A 16,087-nucleotide genomic window follows, 5' to 3' on the forward strand; every position below is an offset into this window, starting at 1 on the left:
CCGACAATTATGCCCACATCCGCGGGAGGGGTTGATAACCACCCCCCGGTCCGGCGCCCTCGCGCCGGAAAAAGAAGCTACTCCGGCAGCAAGCGGCCCCTCCGCCCCAACAGGAACTTCTTGAAGGCCGCCACCGGCGGAGTATCCGGATGACCGTCCAGCCAGGCCACGCCAATCTCCCGTACCGCCCGCTGACCCGTCACCGTCAGCTCCACAACTCCCGGCCGGGGGACGGCGGGTGGCGGCAGGAGGGCTACGCCGAGGCCCGCCGCCACCAGGCCCCGCAGTGTCTCCGCCTCCTCCCCCTCGAACGCGATCCGCGGCTTGAAGCCCGCTTCCTGGCAAAGGTCGTCCGTGATGCGGCGCAGGCCGTAGCCGGGTTCGAGGGTCACGAACGCCTCGTCCGCCGTCTCCGAGAGGCGGACCCGCTTCCGGGCGGCGAGACGGTGATCGTCCGGCACGACGAGGCGAAGGCGCTGTTCGTCCAGGCGGCGGGCGACCAGGTCCGGCGCGTCCGGCACGGGCGAGGTCAGACACAGATCGAGCTCCCCCGCCCGCAGGCGCTCGATCATCGCATCGCCGTAGTTCTGTACGAGGCTGAAGCGGATCCGCGGATGGTCCGCGCGGAAGGCGCGGATCAGGCCGGGCACGGTCTCCGACCCCATCGTGTGGAGGAACCCGAAGGCCACCTTGCCCGACGCCGGGTCCGCGTCCGCCCGTACGGACTCCGCGGCCCGCTCCACCTCGCCGAGCGCCCGCTCGACGGAGGCGAGGAACGTACGGCCCGCCGGGGTCAGGGACACCGTGCGGCCGTGCCGCGCGAACAGGTCGACCCCCAGGTCCTGTTCGAGGCGTACCAGCGCACGCGAGAGCGTCGACTGCGGCACCTGCATCTCCTGCGCGGCCCGCGTCACGTGCTCCGTCCGCGCGACCCCGGCGAAGTACGCGAGGCGCGGCGAGAGCAGCGCGGACCAGGACTCCGGGGTCAGCTCGGCCGGCGACGGCACCGGTCCCGACGCCGCCGCGCCGATGTCTCCCACGTAACTGCTCTGCGACAGACGCCGCTCTGAACTGCGCTCATGCACCATGGGAACGATTATGGCGAGTCCATGCATTGGACGGATGAGTCATGTGTGCCTACGTTCGATGCATGCCTCCCGCCAGTAGCGGGGCGTCCGTCACCCACGCGGCCGCCCACACCCCGTCGTCCCCCCAGACCGACACCACCGACACCACCGACACCACCGACACGCGGCTGAACCCCGGCGGTCCCGGTTACCGCCGGATGAGCTTCGCCCTCTTCCTCGCGGGTGTCGCCACCTTCGCCCTCCTCTACTCCACGCAGGCGCTGCTCCCCCTCGTCTCCGCCGACTTCGGCGTCAGCGCGAGCTCCGCGAGCTGGACGGTGTCGGCCGCCACGGGCGCCCTCGCCCTCTTCGTCCTGCCCCTGAGCGCGCTCAGCGAGCGGTTCGGGCGGCGGACGCTGATGACCGTTTCGCTGACGGTCGCGGTGGTCGTGGGTCTTCTCGTCCCCTTCGCGCCCTCCATCGGCGTACTCATCGCGCTGCGTGCCGTGCAGGGCGCTGCCCTCGCCGGGCTCCCGGCTTCCGCGATGGCCTTCCTCGCGGAAGAGGTCAGGCCCAAGGCGCTTGTCGCCGCGATCGGCATGTTCGTGGCGGGCAATTCCATCGGCGGCATGAGCGGGCGCATCATCACGGGCTGGGTCGCGCAGGCCTGGGGCTGGCGCGTGGCCGTGGGCGTGGTGGGTGTCGTGGCCGTCCTGTGCGCCATCGCCTTCCGCGCGCTGCTTCCCGCGCCGCGCCACTTCACCGCGGGCTCGCTCAACCCCAAGGCCCTCGGCAGGACGATCCGTTCGCACCTCTCCAACCCGCTGCTGTGCAGGCTGTACGCGATCGGCGCACTGTTCATGACGGTGTTCGGCGCGGTCTACACCGTGATCGGCTACCGCCTCACCGAGGCGCCCTTCTCCCTCCCCCAGGGCATCATCGGCTCGATCTTCCTGGTCTACCTCGTCGGTACGGTCTCCTCGGCCGCCGCGGGGAAGCTGGTGGCGCGGCTCGGCAGGCGCGGGGCGCTGTACCTGGCGGTGAGCACGACGGCGGGCGGTCTGCTGCTCTCCCTGTCCGACGCCCTGGTCATGGTGCTTCTCGGGCTCGTCCTGATCACCGCGGGCTTCTTCGCGGGGCACGCGGTCGCCTCCTCGTCCGTGAGCCGTACGGCCACCACGGGGCGGGCGCAGGCTTCGGCGCTCTACCAGTCCGCGTACTACCTGGGCTCCAGCGTGGGCGGCACGCTAGGCGCGGTCGCCTTCCACGCCGGGGGCTGGGCGGGGACCGTGGGACTGGGGCTTCTCGCGGTGATCGGCGTCGCGTCCATCACCGTCTGGGGATCGCACGCGGCTCGCGCCCAGGAGCGGCGGGGGCTCGTGGCGGCGCACTAGCCACGCGCGCCAGTCATGCCGGGCAGCACCGGGCGGCCCTCTCCCGTCTGCGGGTTTTCCTACTCCGGGGGCCGTTGTCAGTGGGCTGCGGTAGCTTCCGAAGTGCTGGGGACTTCCGTGGCAGCCGCAGGGGTGGGTTGGGATGACTGACATCGCAGGGACGACGTCGGAACTTGACGTCACGCTGGAGAAACACCGGGTCGAGCTGACCGGGTACTGCTATCGCATGCTGGGTTCGGCCTTCGAGGCCGAGGACGCGGTGCAGGACACGATGGTCCGAGCCTGGCGGAGCTTCGAGAAGTTCGAGGGCCGCTCCAGCCTCCGGTCGTGGCTGTACAGGATCGCGACGAACGTCTGCCTGGACATGCTGAACGCGGGCAACCGCCGCGCACGCCCCATGGACCTGACCGCGGCGGCGCCCCTCGCCCAGGCCGCACTCACACCGCGCCCCGACAACGTATGGCTCGAGCCGATGCCGGACGCCCGCATCCTGCCGTCCCTCAGCGACCCCGCCGAGGCGGCCGTGGCGAAGGAGTCGGTGCGGCTCGCTTTCGTCGCCGCCCTGCAGAAACTGCCGCCCAAGCAGCGGGCGGTACTCATCCTGCGCGAAGTCCTCGCGTGGAAGGCCAGCGAGGCGGCCGAGCTCCTCGGCACCTCGGTGGCCTCCGTCAACAGCGCGTTGCAGCGGGCGCGGGCGACGCTGGCCGAGGGGCCCGCCGACGACACCGCCGTCTCCGATCCGCTGGACGACGAGCAACAGAAGCTGCTCGAGCGGTACGTCGCGGCCTTCGAGGGTTACGACATGGCGGCACTGACGGCGCTGCTGCACGAAGACGCCATCATGACGATGCCCCCGTTCGACCTGTGGCTGCGCGGCACGTCCGACATCACCGGCTTCATGTCGACCATCGGCGCCTCCTGCGCGAACAGCAGGCTGTTCCCGGTCGACGTCAACGGCACGCCGGGCTTCGCCCACTACAAGCCCGACCCGGAGAAGGGTGGGTTCGCGCCCTGGGCGGTTCAGGTCATCGAGATCTCAGAGGGGCGGATCGCGGGCTTCCACTGCTTCCTGGACACGCCCCGGTGGTTCCCGCTGTTCGGCCTGCCGCTCCATCTCGACGACAAGGCCGAGTAGTTCGACGAGACCGACGAGGCCGAGCAGGGCCAGCAGGGCGGGGGTGGGATTTCTGAGACGGATCCGGCCGCCTGCCCTACGGGCGGCGAGGTGCAGTCGGGCGATGACGTCGACCGTCGTGAGGTCGGCGGTGGTGACGGCGGCGACGTCGCAGATCACATCGTCGCCGCCGGGGCCGTGCCGGGCGGCGGCCACCCGGTCGCACAGGTGCGGGATGTCGCCTGCGCGCAGGGGGCCCTCGATTCGGATGAGGTTCTCTTCGGTTCGGTTCTGTTCGGTGAGATTCTGTTCGGTGAGGTTCTCTTCGGGACCAGCCATGCAGGGTTGACCGGTGGGGCGGCCGAAACTCATCGGTACGGCCGCCCGTGCGTTCGCCCTGTGCGACCGCCCGCAGGTCAGGCCTGGGGCCGCTTGCGGACGCGCAGAGTCAGGGCGTTCACGAAGTCACCCTGCCCGCTGTCGTACTGCTGCTCGTGGAACGACTGGCCCGCTCCCGACCCGTACATGCGGAAGAACCACTTGCTGTTCCACTCGTTCTTCGCCTCCGAGAGCCGCCTGAACTCCTCGGTGCCCCGCTGGGCGCTTCCGGCGAGTTCTTTGAGCAGCTTGTTCACCTGGTCCATCTCGGAGCCCCCGGGCACGGGCTTGCCCTTGGGGCGGAGCAGCGGGAAGGCGGTCTTCGTCTTGAACTCCTCCACCAGCTTGGGGAGCAGTTCCTGCAGCGCGTCGCCGGAGTTGGCGGTGCGTGTGTAGTTCTCCAGGGTGACGCGGTCCTCGCCGTTCGCGCTGAGCGCCGCGACACCCGCGAAGTGGAAGCCCCAGATGTCCTGGGGCTTGGCCTCGGGGGTGGCGGACTGGGCGAAGTCGAGCTTGGCGCTCTGCCCCAGGGAGACCGTCGCATAGCCCTCGCCCACCGCGGGGGCCGCGGCCTTGTTCACCCCGAGGTCCGCTGCCGCGGTGTCCATCTCTTCGGGGTGCTCGCGCAGGGCGCCGCCGTAGCGCTCCGGGGTGGGTGCGCCCTGCGGTGCGCCCGCGCGGTCGGCGAGGCCGTCGGCCACGCTGTCGACGGTCTTGTCCTCCCAGGGCATGGCGTCCCGGCCCGTCAGAACGACGTCCGTCTGCCTGCCGCCACCCATCAACTCCCTTGCCACGTCGATGCATTCGGACTTCAGCAGGTTCGCGAAGCCCGACTCGGCGTTCTTGGGGTTCTCCCGCGTCTGGGGCTGTACGCGCTTGAGGACGACGGACCCGTCGCCGGACGGTTTCTCCACGGAGATCTGCGCTCCGCGGGACGCCAGGGTGTAATTGCTGCCGACGCCCTCCAGGGACGCGTTGCTCGCCTCGATGACGCCCGGAGTCGCGTAGAACTCCTTCGGTTCGCGCGCGGTGTCGTGCACTGCGAGGGATCCGTCGCCCGCGACCCTGAGGGGCAGCCCGAGCGGCGGGTCCGGCTCGACGCCGGTCTCCTCCGCCACGTCCTGCTGGAACGGGTCGTGGGTGCGGGCCCCGAGGTGGTCCACCGAGTGCTTCGAGACCTGTTCCGGGTCCGGGACCAGGGTGCCCTGCGGTGACTGCGACTCGAAGTAGGGGCCAACGCCCTGCTCGCTGGCCAGGCTCTTGACCTGACCGCTCGCGTAACGCTGCACGTGGATCTGTCCGCCGTGCCGGTGTGTGCCGCCCGCGTACGGATGACCGGCCTCGCGCAGCATCTGGACGACAGCGGCGTTCCCCGCATCGCGATGCAGGCCGAGCAGCCCTCCGGGCGCCGTGGCCGCGGGCCGCCGACCCGGGCCACGGACGGCCCCGGTGCCGGCGGCTTTGGCGTGATCGTGGTCATGGTCGTGCAAGGTTGCCCCTCCCGCGCAGGATGCGACTCATCCCTGCATACGCGGCGCGGGCGGGCGGGGTCCAGGTACGCAAGGGCACGATGCCGGACCACGGGGGCAGACTCGCACGGGCCCCGCAAGGGACGCGAGGAACGGCGCGAGCAACCACAACGCACCCGCACCCGGAAACCCGCCCGGTAAGGGGCGCGGGGAACTGCGCGCGCAACCACAACGCACCCGCAGTCGGCGCGCCCCTCAGAACGGGCCGAGCCCTTAGCCGATCCGGTCCAGCACAATCGCCCCCGGCGAGAAATCCGTCCCGGCGGGAGCGACGTCGTACGCACCCTCCAGGGACTGGAGCGCGTACGCGAAGCGGTCCGGCGTGTCCGTGTGCAGGGTCAGCAGCGGGGCGCCCGCCTCGACGGAGTCGCCCGGCTTGGCGTGGAGTTCGACGCCCGCGCCCGCCTGGACGACATCCTCCTTGCGCGCACGCCCCGCGCCGAGGCGCCAGGCCGCGACGCCGACGTCGTACGCGTCGAGGCGGGTCAGGACACCGGAGGACGGCGCCGTGACGACGTGCGTCTCGCGGGCGACGGGAAGGGTCGCGTCCGGGTCGCCGCCCTGGGCGGAGATCATCCGGCGCCACACGTCCATCGCCGAGCCGTCCGCGAGGGCCTTCTCGGGGTCGGCGTCCTTCAGGCCCGCCGCGTCGAGCATCTCGCGCGCCAGGGCGAGGGTCAGCTCGACCACGTCGGAGGGGCCACCGCCCGCGAGGACCTCCACCGACTCGCGGACCTCAAGCGCGTTGCCCGCCGTCAGGCCGAGCGGCGTCGACATGTCGGTGAGCAGGGCGACCGTGCGTACGCCGCTGTCGGTGCCCAGCTCCACCATGGTGGAGGCCAGTTCGCGGGCGTCTTCGAGGTTCTTCATGAAGGCGCCGGTGCCGACCTTCACGTCGAGGACCAGCGAGCCCGTGCCCTCGGCGATCTTCTTCGACATGATGGACGAGGCGATCAGGGGGATCGCCTCCACCGTGCCCGTAACGTCCCGCAGCGCGTACAGCTTCTTGTCCGCGGGGGCCAGGCCGTCGCCCGCCGCGCAGATGACCGAGCCGACGCCGTTCAGGACGGACAGCATCTCCTCGTTCGAGAGCAGCGCGCGCCAGCCCGGGATGGCCTCCAGCTTGTCCAAGGTGCCGCCCGTGTGACCGAGGCCCCGGCCCGAAAGCTGCGGAATCGCGGCGCCGCACGCGGCGACCAGCGGGGCGAGCGGCAGCGTGATCTTGTCGCCGACACCGCCCGTGGAGTGCTTGTCGGCCGTGGGGCGGGACAGGGACGAGAAGTCCATGCGCTCGCCGCTCGCGATCATCGCGGCCGTCCAGCGGGCGATCTCGCCGCGGTTCATGCCGTTGAGCAGGATCGCCATGGCAAGGGCCGACATCTGCTCGTCGGCGACCACGCCGCGCGTGTACGCGTCGATGACCCAGTCGATCTGCTCGCCGCTCAGCTCGCCGCGGTCCCGCTTCGTACGAATCACGGAGATGACGTCCATGGCTCCCCTTTGCGCCTAAACCGGCGCCGCTTTCGCGGACCGGGTTCTCGCCGTAGTGGTTACTCAATTGATGGTTGCGGTGATCGTTGGGTGCCACCGCCCCGAGTGAGGCGACTCTACGCGCATAGAGTCACCGAGTGAAGTCGGCCCCTGCTCGCAGCTCGACAACAGGCAGGGGCCGACGGTCAGTTCAGGTGCTGCGGGCCGAACGGGTCCGGGAGCATGTCCCCCAGCGTCCGGATGCCCGCGGCCGTCTCCAGGAGGAGCGTCGCGCCGCCGAACTCGTAGAGCAGCTGGCGACAGCGGCCGCACGGCATCAGGATCTCGCCCTTGGCGTCGACGCAGGTGAAGTGCGTCAGACGGCCGCCCCCGGTGAGCTGGAGCTGCGAGACGAGGCCGCATTCGGCGCACAGGCCAAGGCCGTACGACGCGTTCTCCACGTTGCAGCCCGACACGGTGCGGCCGTCGTCCACGAGGGCCGCCGCGCCGACCGGGAAGCCCGAGTAGGGGGCGTAGGAACGGGACATGGCCTCGCGTGCGGCGTCCCGCAGGGCGTCCCAGTCGGTATCGGTCTCGCTCTCGGTCTCGGTCACGTTCCTTGTCCCTTTCGGTAGGGCTGGCCGTCCGCCTTCGGCATGCGCAGCCGCTGGGCGGAGAGCGAGAGCACAAGGAGCGTAACGACGTACGGCGTCGCGGTGACGACCTGGTTGGGAACCTCGTCGGTCAAGCCGTACCACGCGAACATGAGCGCCGAGACGGCCGCGGTGATCGCCGCGGGGACGTAACGCTTGCGCCACACGAGGTAGACCGCGCCGATGACCAGCAGGATCGCGAGCAGCAGGAGCAGCGCGTGCACGTTCGTGCCGCCGCCCCGGAGCTTCAGGCTGTCGGTGTAACCGAACAGGCCCGCACCGAGCGCGAGTCCGCCGGGCATCCAGTTGCCGAAGATCATCGCGGCGAGGCCGATGTAGCCGCGCCCGCCGGTCTGGCCCTCCAGGTAGATGTTCGAGCCGACGAGCGAGAGGAACGCGCCGCCGAGCCCGGCGAGACCACCGGAGATGATCACGGCGAGGTACTTGTACTTGTAGACGTTCACGCCGAGGGACTCGGCCGCGACGGGGTTCTCGCCGCAGGAGCGCAGGCGCAGACCGAACGACGTACGCCACAGGACCCACCAGCTCAGCGGCACCATCGCGACGGCGATGACGGTGAGCGGGGAGAGATCCGTGAACAGGCCGCCGAGCAGGCCCGCGATGTCCGAGACGAGGAACCAGTGCTTCTCGTTCAGGTCCTGCAGCCAGTCGGAGAGGCCGGGGACGGAGAAGCTGCCGAGCGATTCGACCGGCGGCGACTGCTTCGACGTACCGCCCTCCTTGCCTTCGAAGGCGAAGGTGGAGAGGTAGCGAGTGGCGCCAAGGGCGAGGATGTTGAGGGCCACACCGGAGACGATGTGGTTGACGTTGAAGGTGACCGTGACGATCGCGTGAAGCAGTCCTCCGAGCGCGCCGCCGAGTATGCCGAACAGGATGCCGACCCAGGGGCCCCACTGGTAACCGGCGAACGCGCCGAACCAGGTGCCGAGGATGAGCATGCCCTCGAGGCCGATGTTGACCACGCCCGCGCGCTCGGCCCACAGACCGCCGAGCCCCGCGAGGCCGATCGGCACGGCGAGCCGCAGCGCGGTGGACATCTGGCCGGTCGATGTGATGCCGTCCGCGTCGGTGATCAGCCGGACCACGGAGGTCAGGACGAGGACGCCCGCGATGATCAGCAGGAGGACGGGGAGCGAGATACGGCGGCGGCCCGGCGCGGGCTGCTTGGCCGGGGGCTTGGCTACGGTTGCCGAGCTCATCGGGCAGCCACCTCCTTCACGGTGTCGTTGTTGCCGTTGTCGCCATTGCCCTTACGGGTGGCTGCGGCCAGTTCCTCGCCGACGCGGCGCTGCTGACGGCTCAGGCCCCAACGGCGTACGGCCTCGTAGGAGACGACGACCGCGATCACGATGAGACCCTGCATGATCACCGCGATCTCCTTGTCGTACGCGACCGGCGTCGCGTAGTCGAGGGCGGGCGACGCCTTGTCGAGGAAGGCCCAGAGCAGCGAGGCGAACGCGATGCCGACCGGGTTGTTGCGGCCGAGCAGCGCGATGCCGATGCCCGTGAAGCCGAGCCCCGCGGGGAAGCTGAGGCTGTAGGTGTGGGTGTCGCCGAGCAGGATCGGCATGCCCGCGAGGCCCGCGACCGCGCCGGAGATCAGCATCGCGCTGAGCACCATGCGCTTGGCGTTCACACCGGAGGCCGCCGCTGCCGACTCGGACGCGCCGGTGGCGCGCAGGTCGAAGCCGAAGCGGGTGCGGTTGAGGACCAGCCAGTACAGGATGCCCGCGAGGGCGGCGATGATCACGAAGCCGTAGATCTCGCCGGACTCACCCATGCTGATCCCGGGGAACCAGCCGGACTCGTGCATCTCGCCGGTGGTCTGGTTGTTGCCGACCGGGACGCCGAAGTTGTCGGTGAGGGTCATGTAGCCGATGACGCTCGTCGCGATGGCGTTGAGCATGATCGTCGCGACGACCTCGCTGACCCCGCGGGTGGTCTTGAGGATGCCCGCGATGCCCGCCCAGAAGGCGCCGGTGAGCATGGCGACCAGCATCAGGAGCGGGATCTGGAGCGGGGCGGGCAGCGCGATGTGCGCGCCGACGACCGCGGTGGTCATCGCGGCCAGGCGGTACTGCCCGTCCACACCGATGTTGAACAGGTTCATGCGGAAGCCGACGGCCACCGCGAGCGCGGCCAGGTAGTACATGCCGGCCTGGTTGATGGTCAGGACCTGGATGTCGGAGTAACTGATCTGCTCCAGCATCAGGGTGTACGGCTCGATCGGGTTCTTGCCCGACGCGAGCAGCACGACCGAGGTCAGCGCCACGGCCACGACGAGGGCGATGACCGGTCCGGCCACCGCGAGGAGCACACGCTCCTTGTCGAACTTCTTCATCGGGCCTCGTCCTCCGAAGTCTCGGCAGAGCCCTCTTCGGGGTCTTCTCCGGGGTCTTCTTCTACGTCTGCTTCTACGTGTTCGAGGTGGCCGGATGCCGCACCCGTCATCGCCGAACCGAGCTCCTCGGGCGTGACGGTGGCCGGGTCGGCGTCGGCGACGAGCCGCCCTCGGTAGATCACGCGGAGGGTGTCGGAGAGGCCGATCAGCTCGTCGAGGTCCGCCGAGATGAGCAGGACGGCGAGTCCTTCGCGGCGGGCCTCGCGGATCTGGTCCCAGATCTGGGCCTGTGCGCCGACGTCCACACCGCGGGTGGGGTGGGCGGCGATCAGGAAGCGGGGCTTGTGGCTCATCTCGCGGCCGACGATCAGCTTCTGCTGGTTGCCGCCGGAGAGGGAGGCGGCCGTGACGTCGATGCCGGGCGTACGGACGTCGTACTCCTCGACGATGCGCCGGGTGTCGGCCTGCGCGCCCTTGGGGTCGAGCCAGAAGCCGCCCTTGCCACGGGAGTTGGGCTTCTCGGTGACGTGACCGAGGATGCGGTTCTCCCACAGCGGCGACTCCAGGAGGAGGCCGTGACGGTGGCGGTCCTCGGGGATGTAGCCGACGCCCTGCTCACGGCGGTGGCGCGTGGCCAGCTCCGTGATGTCCTTGCCCGCCATGCGGATGACGCCGGAGTCGGCGTGCTTGAGACCGATGAGCGCGTCGATCAGCTCGGTCTGGCCGTTGCCCTCCACGCCCGCGAGGCCGAGCACTTCGCCCTCGTGGATGGTGAAGGAGATGTCGTCGAGGAGAGCGCGGCCCGACTCGCCGTCGGCGAGGAGCTTGAGCTCCTCGACCTCGATCATCGCCCGGTCGGTGACCGTCGACTCCGCCGTCTCGGGGGTGGGCAGCTCACTGCCGACCATGAGCTCGGCGAGCTGGCGCGGCGTCGTCTCCGAGGGGATCGCCGTGCCGACGGTCGTGCCCCGCCGGATGACGGTGATGTCGTCGGCGACGGACAGGACTTCGCCCAGCTTGTGGGAGATGAAGATGACGGACAGGCCCTCGGACTTCAGCTCGCGCAGGTTGTCGAAGAGCGCGTCGACCTCCTGCGGCACGAGGACCGCGGTGGGCTCGTCCAGGATCAGCGTGGTGGCGCCGCGGTAGAGGACCTTGAGGATCTCCACGCGCTGGCGGTCGGCGACGCCGAGGTCCTCGACCATGGCGTCGGGGCGGACCCCGAGGCCGTACCGGTCGGAGATCTCCGCGATCTTGCGGCGGGCCGCGCCGCCGATGCCGTGCAGCTTCTCGCTCCCGAGAACGATGTTCTCCAGGACGGTCAACTGGTCGGCGAGCATGAAGTGCTGGTGGACCATGCCGATGCCGCGCGCGATGGCGTCGGCGGGGCTTGCGAAGGTCACCTGGGCGCCGTCGACCGAGATGGTGCCCTCGTCCGGCTTCTGCATGCCGTAGAGGATCTTCATCAGGGTCGACTTGCCCGCGCCGTTCTCGCCGACGAGGGCGTGCACGGTGCCCTTGCGGACGATCAGGCGGATGTCGTGGTTGGCCACAACGCCCGGGAAGCGCTTGGTGATGCCGGTGAGTTCAACGGCAACGGCCCTAGCGGTGGGCGGAGGGCTGGTGGACGCGTCGATGGCGCACTCTCCTCGGAAATCCTCAGGAAAGGGGCCACCTACGCGCGTAGCGCCCCTGGTTCGACGGGAGTTGAGCAATGGGCCGCGCGAACGGGGCGCGGGGGAACCATCGTCCCCCACACCCCGTTCCGCGACCGTGACTTCGCGGTTACAGCGCAGTCTGGTTACAGCGCGGTCTTAGTCACAGCGGGCCTTAGTTACAGCGTGGCCTTGACCTTGATCTTGCCGCTGATGATGTCCTGCTCGGCCTTCTTCACGGCGGCCTGCAGGTCCTTCATCTTCTTGAACTCGGGGTTCGAGTCGGCGAGCGCGACACCGCCGGACTTCAGGTCCGCACGGACCACGCCGCCCTTGGCGTTGTCATCCTGGACCGACTTGGTCAGGTTGTACACCGCTCCGGCGACGTCCTTGGTCGCCGAGGTGAGGATGTACTTCTTGTACTTGGCCAGCGGCTTCTGCTTGTACTGGTCGGAGTCGACGCCGATCGCCCACACCTTCTCGGCGGCGGCGGCTTCGATCACGCCCTGGCCCGAGAGGCCGGCCGCGTGGTACACCACGTCGGCGCCGTCCTCGATCTGGCCGCTTGCGCCCTCCTTGCCCTTGTCCGGGCTGGAGAAGCCGCCGTCCTCGGCCTTCTCGGTGAGCCTCTGGCGCTTGATCTTGATCTTCGGGTCGACGGACTTGACGCCCTGGACGTAGCCGGCCTCGAACTTGCTGATCAGGTTGTTGTTCACGCCGCCGATGAAGCCGACAGTCTTGCTCTTGGTGGCCTTGGCCGCGGCGACGCCCGCCAGGTAGGAGGACTGCTCCTCGTTGAAGACCAGGTCCGAGACGTTGTCCGCCTCGATGGTGGCGTCGTCGACGATGCCGAAGCTGACCTTCGGGAACTTCTCCGCTACTTCCTTCACGGCGGGGGCGTAGGCGTAGCCGATGCCGATCACCGGGTTATAGCCCTGCTTGGCGAGCTCGGTGAGGCGCTGGGCCTTGTCGGCGTCGGACTCGCCGTCCGTCGGCTCGACGGCCTTCTTGCCGATCTTCAGGTCCTTGGCGGCCTTGTCCATACCGGCGGTCGCGGCGTCGTTGAAGGACTGGTCGCCCTTGCCGCCGACGTCGTACGCGATGGCGACGCCCTTGCTCTTGCCGTCAGACTTGGAACCGGCGGCGTCGCTGGAGGTGCCGCCGCAGGCGGTGGCGGAGACGGCGAGTGCGGCGGTGGCTACACCCGCTGCGGCAATTCGGGAAACCCGGCGCATAGAGAGGAACTCCTTATGTACAAGCAAGCACAAGCACGTACGAGCGCCTCACCTGGCGCTGATTTCGCCGCAGCGTAACGCGCGTAGACCTGACATAAGAACCCTTCTGTCCCGTCCGTTATCGAGCTGTGGCCGCGAGGTTGCGCGAGCATGTACGCAGTGTGGGGCGCCCCTCACGCAAGGGGCGCCCCACCTCAGTTCACGCTGTGGGCTGCTGTGGGCTACGGAGTGGTCTTGACCTCGACCTTGCCGTCGGCGATGTCCTTCTCGGCCTTCTCCACGGCGGCGGCCACGTCCTTCATCGCCGTGTACTTCGGATTCGAGTCGGCGAACCCGACACGGCCCGACTTCAGGTCGTAGCGCTGCTCGCCCGTGATCGGCTTGCCCTTGACGACGGACTTCGTCAGGTCGTACACAGCCCCACCGACGTCCTTCAGGGCCGAGCCGAGGATGTAGTCCTTGTACTTGGCCAGGGCCTTCTGCTTGTACTGGTCGGAGTCGACGCCGATCGCCCACACCTTCTGGGAACCGGCCTCCTGGATCACGCCCTGCCCGGAGAGCCCCGCCGCGTGGTAGAGCACGTCGGCGCCCGACTCGATCTGGCCGCTCGCCGCGTTCTGCCCCTTGTCCGGGCTGCTGAAGCCGCCGTCCTCGGGCTTCTCGGTCAGGTACTGCTTCTCGATCTTGATCTTGGGGTCGACGGACTTGACGCCCTGCACGAAGCCCGCCTCGAACTTGTGGATCAGCGGGATGTCCACGCCGCCGATGAACCCGACGTGATCGGCCTTGGTCGTCTTGGCCGCGGCGACGCCCGCCAGATACGACCCCTGCTCCTCGTGGAAGACGAGGTCGGCGACGTTGTCCGCCTTCACGGTGTTGTCGTCGATGATCCCGAAGGTCGTCTTGGGGAACTTCGCTGCGACCTCCTTGATGGCGGGAGCGTAGATGTACCCCACCCCCACGACCGGGTTGTAGCCCTGCTTGGCCAGCTGCTCGATCCGCTGCACCTTGTCGGCACTGGACTCGCCGTCGCCCGGCTCCATGTCCACGCCGCCGATCTTGAAGTCCTTGCGGGCCTTCGCGTATCCGGCGTAGGCGGCGTCGTTGAACGACTGGTCGCCCTGACCACCGATGTCGTAGGCGAGGCCGATGCCCTTGTCGTTGTACTCCGACGAGCCCCCGGACTTGCCGTCCTTGCCCTCATCGTCCGAGGAGGCCTCGCTGCTGGTCTTGCCGCACGCGGAGGCCGCGAGGGCGAGGGACGCCACCGCCACGGCCACTTGGGAGAGCCTCGTTCCTCGGGCTCCCCGGGTTCCACCGGTTCCACGAGATCCTCGACGAAGACGCATAGGACGCACCCCTTACGTTCCCCAAAGCACCCTGGACGGGCCTGATTTCGGCGCACAGTAACGCGCGTAGAAAGGGAGGGGAACGGGGTTTCGCACTGCCGTTACCTATTCGTGCCGAGGGCCGGTTACGTCCGGATGAACGGTTCCGCCGTAACCGGCCAATAGCGGTACTTACTGCTTGCCCATTACCGGGTGCTGTCGAGGAGAGCGGCGGCGGTGAAGAGCTCGACGCCCACCGTGATCGCCGACTCGTCCGCGTCGAAGTCGCCCTGATGCAGATCGCGGACGGTGCGCTCGCCGGGCGTACGGACGCCGAGGCGGGCCATGGCTCCCGGCATGTGCTCCAGGTACCAGGAGAAGTCCTCGCCGCCCAGGCTCTGTTCGGTGTCCTCGACGGAGTGCGGTCCGCGCCGCAGCTCCATGGAGTCACGCAACAGGTCAGTCACTTCAGGGTCGTTCACGACGGGCGGCACTCCGCGGATGTAATTCACCACAGACTTGGCGCGGTAGAGATCGGCGATCTCCTGGACGGCGCCGTGCACCTGGTCGGGTGCCTTCCGCCAGGCGGTGAGGTCAAGGCAGCGGACGGTGCCGGAGAGTTCGGCGTGCTGCGGGATGACGTTGCAGGTGTGCCCGGACTCGATACGGCCCCAGGTCACCGCGAGCCCCGAGCGGGCGTCGATACGCCGGGCGACCAGGGCGGGGACCTCGGTGACGACCTTGGCGGCGGCGGTGACGAGGTCGGTGGTGAGGTGGGGGCGCGCGGTGTGGCCGCCGGCGCCGTCGAGCGAGATCTCAAGACGGTCGCAGGCGGAAGTGATCGGCCCGTGCCGCAACCCGATCTTCCCCGCGTCGACACGGGGATCACAGTGCACACCGATGATGCGCCCGACGCCGTCGAGCACCCCCGACTCGATGGCGTCGGGCGCACCGCCGGGCAGGACCTCTTCGGCAGGCTGGAAGATCAGCCGCACGGGGCACGGCAGTTGCCCTTGCTTCGCGAGATCGGCGAGGACGAGCCCGGCCCCCAGCACCACGGTGGTGTGCACGTCGTGCCCGCAGGCGTGCGCGCGGTCGGGCACGGTGGAGTGGTACGGGACGCCGAGCTTGGTGTCCGGGATGGGCAGCGCGTCGATGTCGGCACGCAGGGCGAGCATGGGGCGTACGCCGTCCCACCGTTCGATGCCGATGTCACAGACGAGCCCCGTGCCGATGTCGAGGACGCGGGGCTCAAGACCGGCTTGCTCGAGCCGGGCCTTGAGGGCCGCGGTGGTGCGGAACTCCTGGTTGCCGAGCTCGGGGTGCATGTGCAAGTCGCGCCGGAAGGCGATGAGTTCGCTGCGCAAGTCGTCCGGGAGCACACCGGGAAGCACTGCTTCCCCGGGGGCGTCCCCCGCTGCTTCCCCGGGGGCGTCCTCCGCTGTTTCCCCGGGCAGATCAACCTCGGATCCTCGCTCGGACCCTCGCTCGGAATCTCGTGACATCAGTTGGTTCACCCTCTGAAGGGTAGGGCGAGCCATGTGCCAACTGACCCACGATCAACAAAAGTTCAGCCCGATAGGGTAAGAAGAGGTGGCCGCGTGGCGCATAAGCGCTACTTGAGATGGGTAAACTCTCCGCCTTTTCAGGGGATAAGGCACTGGTCATATGCGTACGTGTGCCAGCCCCGCCCCTCCGTACGCAATCCAGACGGCAATCCGGATGACGCCCTCCACAGGTACCACGGAGGGGCGGGGGTGTGCGCTTACGTTCATCTATCGGACGGGAGCTGTAGCGGGCCGGTGTTGGTCTGGGCGCCGGGGCCGTCCGGTTGAACCCAGATTGGTGGTTGCGGGCCGGGAGTAAAGGGCGCTCCTGCGTCGCGTCGGCTGCGCCGATGGC

13 protein-coding genes are annotated in these 16,087 nt (G+C 69.2%); 2 read left to right on the plus strand and 11 right to left on the minus strand.

The genetic code is table 11. The features are described 5' to 3' along the window. Positions 1-77: 77 nt before the first annotated feature. Positions 78-1,088 carry a LysR family transcriptional regulator gene (locus ACFQ7F_RS40020; RefSeq protein ID WP_383282402.1) on the minus strand — a complete coding sequence of 337 codons (1,011 nt, stop codon included), beginning with the start codon at positions 1,086-1,088 and terminating at the stop codon, positions 78-80. 62 nt (positions 1,089-1,150) lie between these two features. On the opposite strand from ACFQ7F_RS40020, the gene ACFQ7F_RS40025 reads away from it, so the two are divergent. Together ACFQ7F_RS40025 and ACFQ7F_RS40030 are read left to right on the plus strand one after the other, a co-directional pair. After that, positions 1,151-2,461 (plus strand): MFS transporter, encoded by a 1,311-nt coding sequence (locus ACFQ7F_RS40025; RefSeq protein WP_383282405.1) that lies wholly within the window; start codon positions 1,151-1,153, stop codon positions 2,459-2,461. A 142-nt stretch (positions 2,462-2,603) separates the two neighbouring features. Next, on the plus strand, positions 2,604-3,596 hold the full coding sequence (locus ACFQ7F_RS40030) for a sigma-70 family RNA polymerase sigma factor (RefSeq protein WP_383282407.1): 993 nt from the start codon (positions 2,604-2,606) through the stop codon (positions 3,594-3,596). Here ACFQ7F_RS40030 and ACFQ7F_RS40035 read toward each other — a convergent pair. The 10 genes from ACFQ7F_RS40035 to ACFQ7F_RS40080 form a co-directional block, all read right to left on the minus strand. Next, a complete protein-coding gene (locus tag ACFQ7F_RS40035; RefSeq protein ID WP_383282410.1) occupies positions 3,498-3,914 on the minus strand; it encodes an STAS domain-containing protein in 417 nt (138 codons plus the stop codon). The genes ACFQ7F_RS40030 and ACFQ7F_RS40035 overlap by 99 nt on opposite strands. Positions 3,915-3,991: 77 nt before the next feature. Then, on the minus strand, positions 3,992-5,443 hold the full coding sequence (locus tag ACFQ7F_RS40040) for a hypothetical protein (protein WP_383282413.1): 1,452 nt from the start codon (positions 5,441-5,443) through the stop codon (positions 3,992-3,994). A 252-nt stretch (positions 5,444-5,695) separates the two neighbouring features. After that, positions 5,696-6,973, minus strand: coding sequence for a thymidine phosphorylase (locus ACFQ7F_RS40045; protein ID WP_383282416.1), 1,278 nt, complete (start codon positions 6,971-6,973; stop codon positions 5,696-5,698). 185 nt (positions 6,974-7,158) lie between these two features. Then, positions 7,159-7,566 carry a cytidine deaminase gene (locus tag ACFQ7F_RS40050; RefSeq protein WP_383282419.1) on the minus strand — a complete coding sequence of 136 codons (408 nt, stop codon included), beginning with the start codon at positions 7,564-7,566 and terminating at the stop codon, positions 7,159-7,161. Continuing rightward, entirely contained in the window at positions 7,563-8,825 is a 1,263-nt protein-coding gene (locus ACFQ7F_RS40055; RefSeq protein WP_383282423.1) for an ABC transporter permease, read from the minus strand. The genes ACFQ7F_RS40050 and ACFQ7F_RS40055 overlap by 4 nt, the downstream gene beginning before the upstream one ends. Further along, on the minus strand, positions 8,822-9,967 hold the full coding sequence (locus tag ACFQ7F_RS40060; RefSeq protein WP_383282426.1) for an ABC transporter permease: 1,146 nt from the start codon (positions 9,965-9,967) through the stop codon (positions 8,822-8,824). The genes ACFQ7F_RS40055 and ACFQ7F_RS40060 overlap by 4 nt, the downstream gene beginning before the upstream one ends. Beyond that, positions 9,964-11,604, minus strand: a complete 1,641-nt coding sequence (locus tag ACFQ7F_RS40065) for an ABC transporter ATP-binding protein (RefSeq protein ID WP_383282435.1) — start codon at positions 11,602-11,604, stop codon at positions 9,964-9,966. Before ACFQ7F_RS40065 ends, ACFQ7F_RS40060 begins: the two co-directional genes overlap by 4 nt. A 197-nt stretch (positions 11,605-11,801) precedes the next feature. Then, entirely contained in the window at positions 11,802-12,857 is a 1,056-nt protein-coding gene (locus ACFQ7F_RS40070) for a BMP family protein (protein WP_383282429.1), read from the minus strand. A 221-nt stretch (positions 12,858-13,078) separates the two neighbouring features. Further along, positions 13,079-14,131, minus strand: a complete 1,053-nt coding sequence (locus ACFQ7F_RS40075; RefSeq protein WP_383282438.1) for a BMP family protein — start codon at positions 14,129-14,131, stop codon at positions 13,079-13,081. A gap of 260 nt (positions 14,132-14,391) precedes the next feature. Further along, positions 14,392-15,690, minus strand: a complete 1,299-nt coding sequence (locus ACFQ7F_RS40080; RefSeq protein ID WP_383282432.1) for an amidohydrolase — start codon at positions 15,688-15,690, stop codon at positions 14,392-14,394. Positions 15,691-16,087 lie beyond the last annotated feature (397 nt).

Source organism: Streptomyces sp. NPDC056486, from assembly GCF_042795295.1.
Classification (GTDB): Bacteria; Actinomycetota; Actinomycetes; order Streptomycetales; family Streptomycetaceae; genus Streptomyces.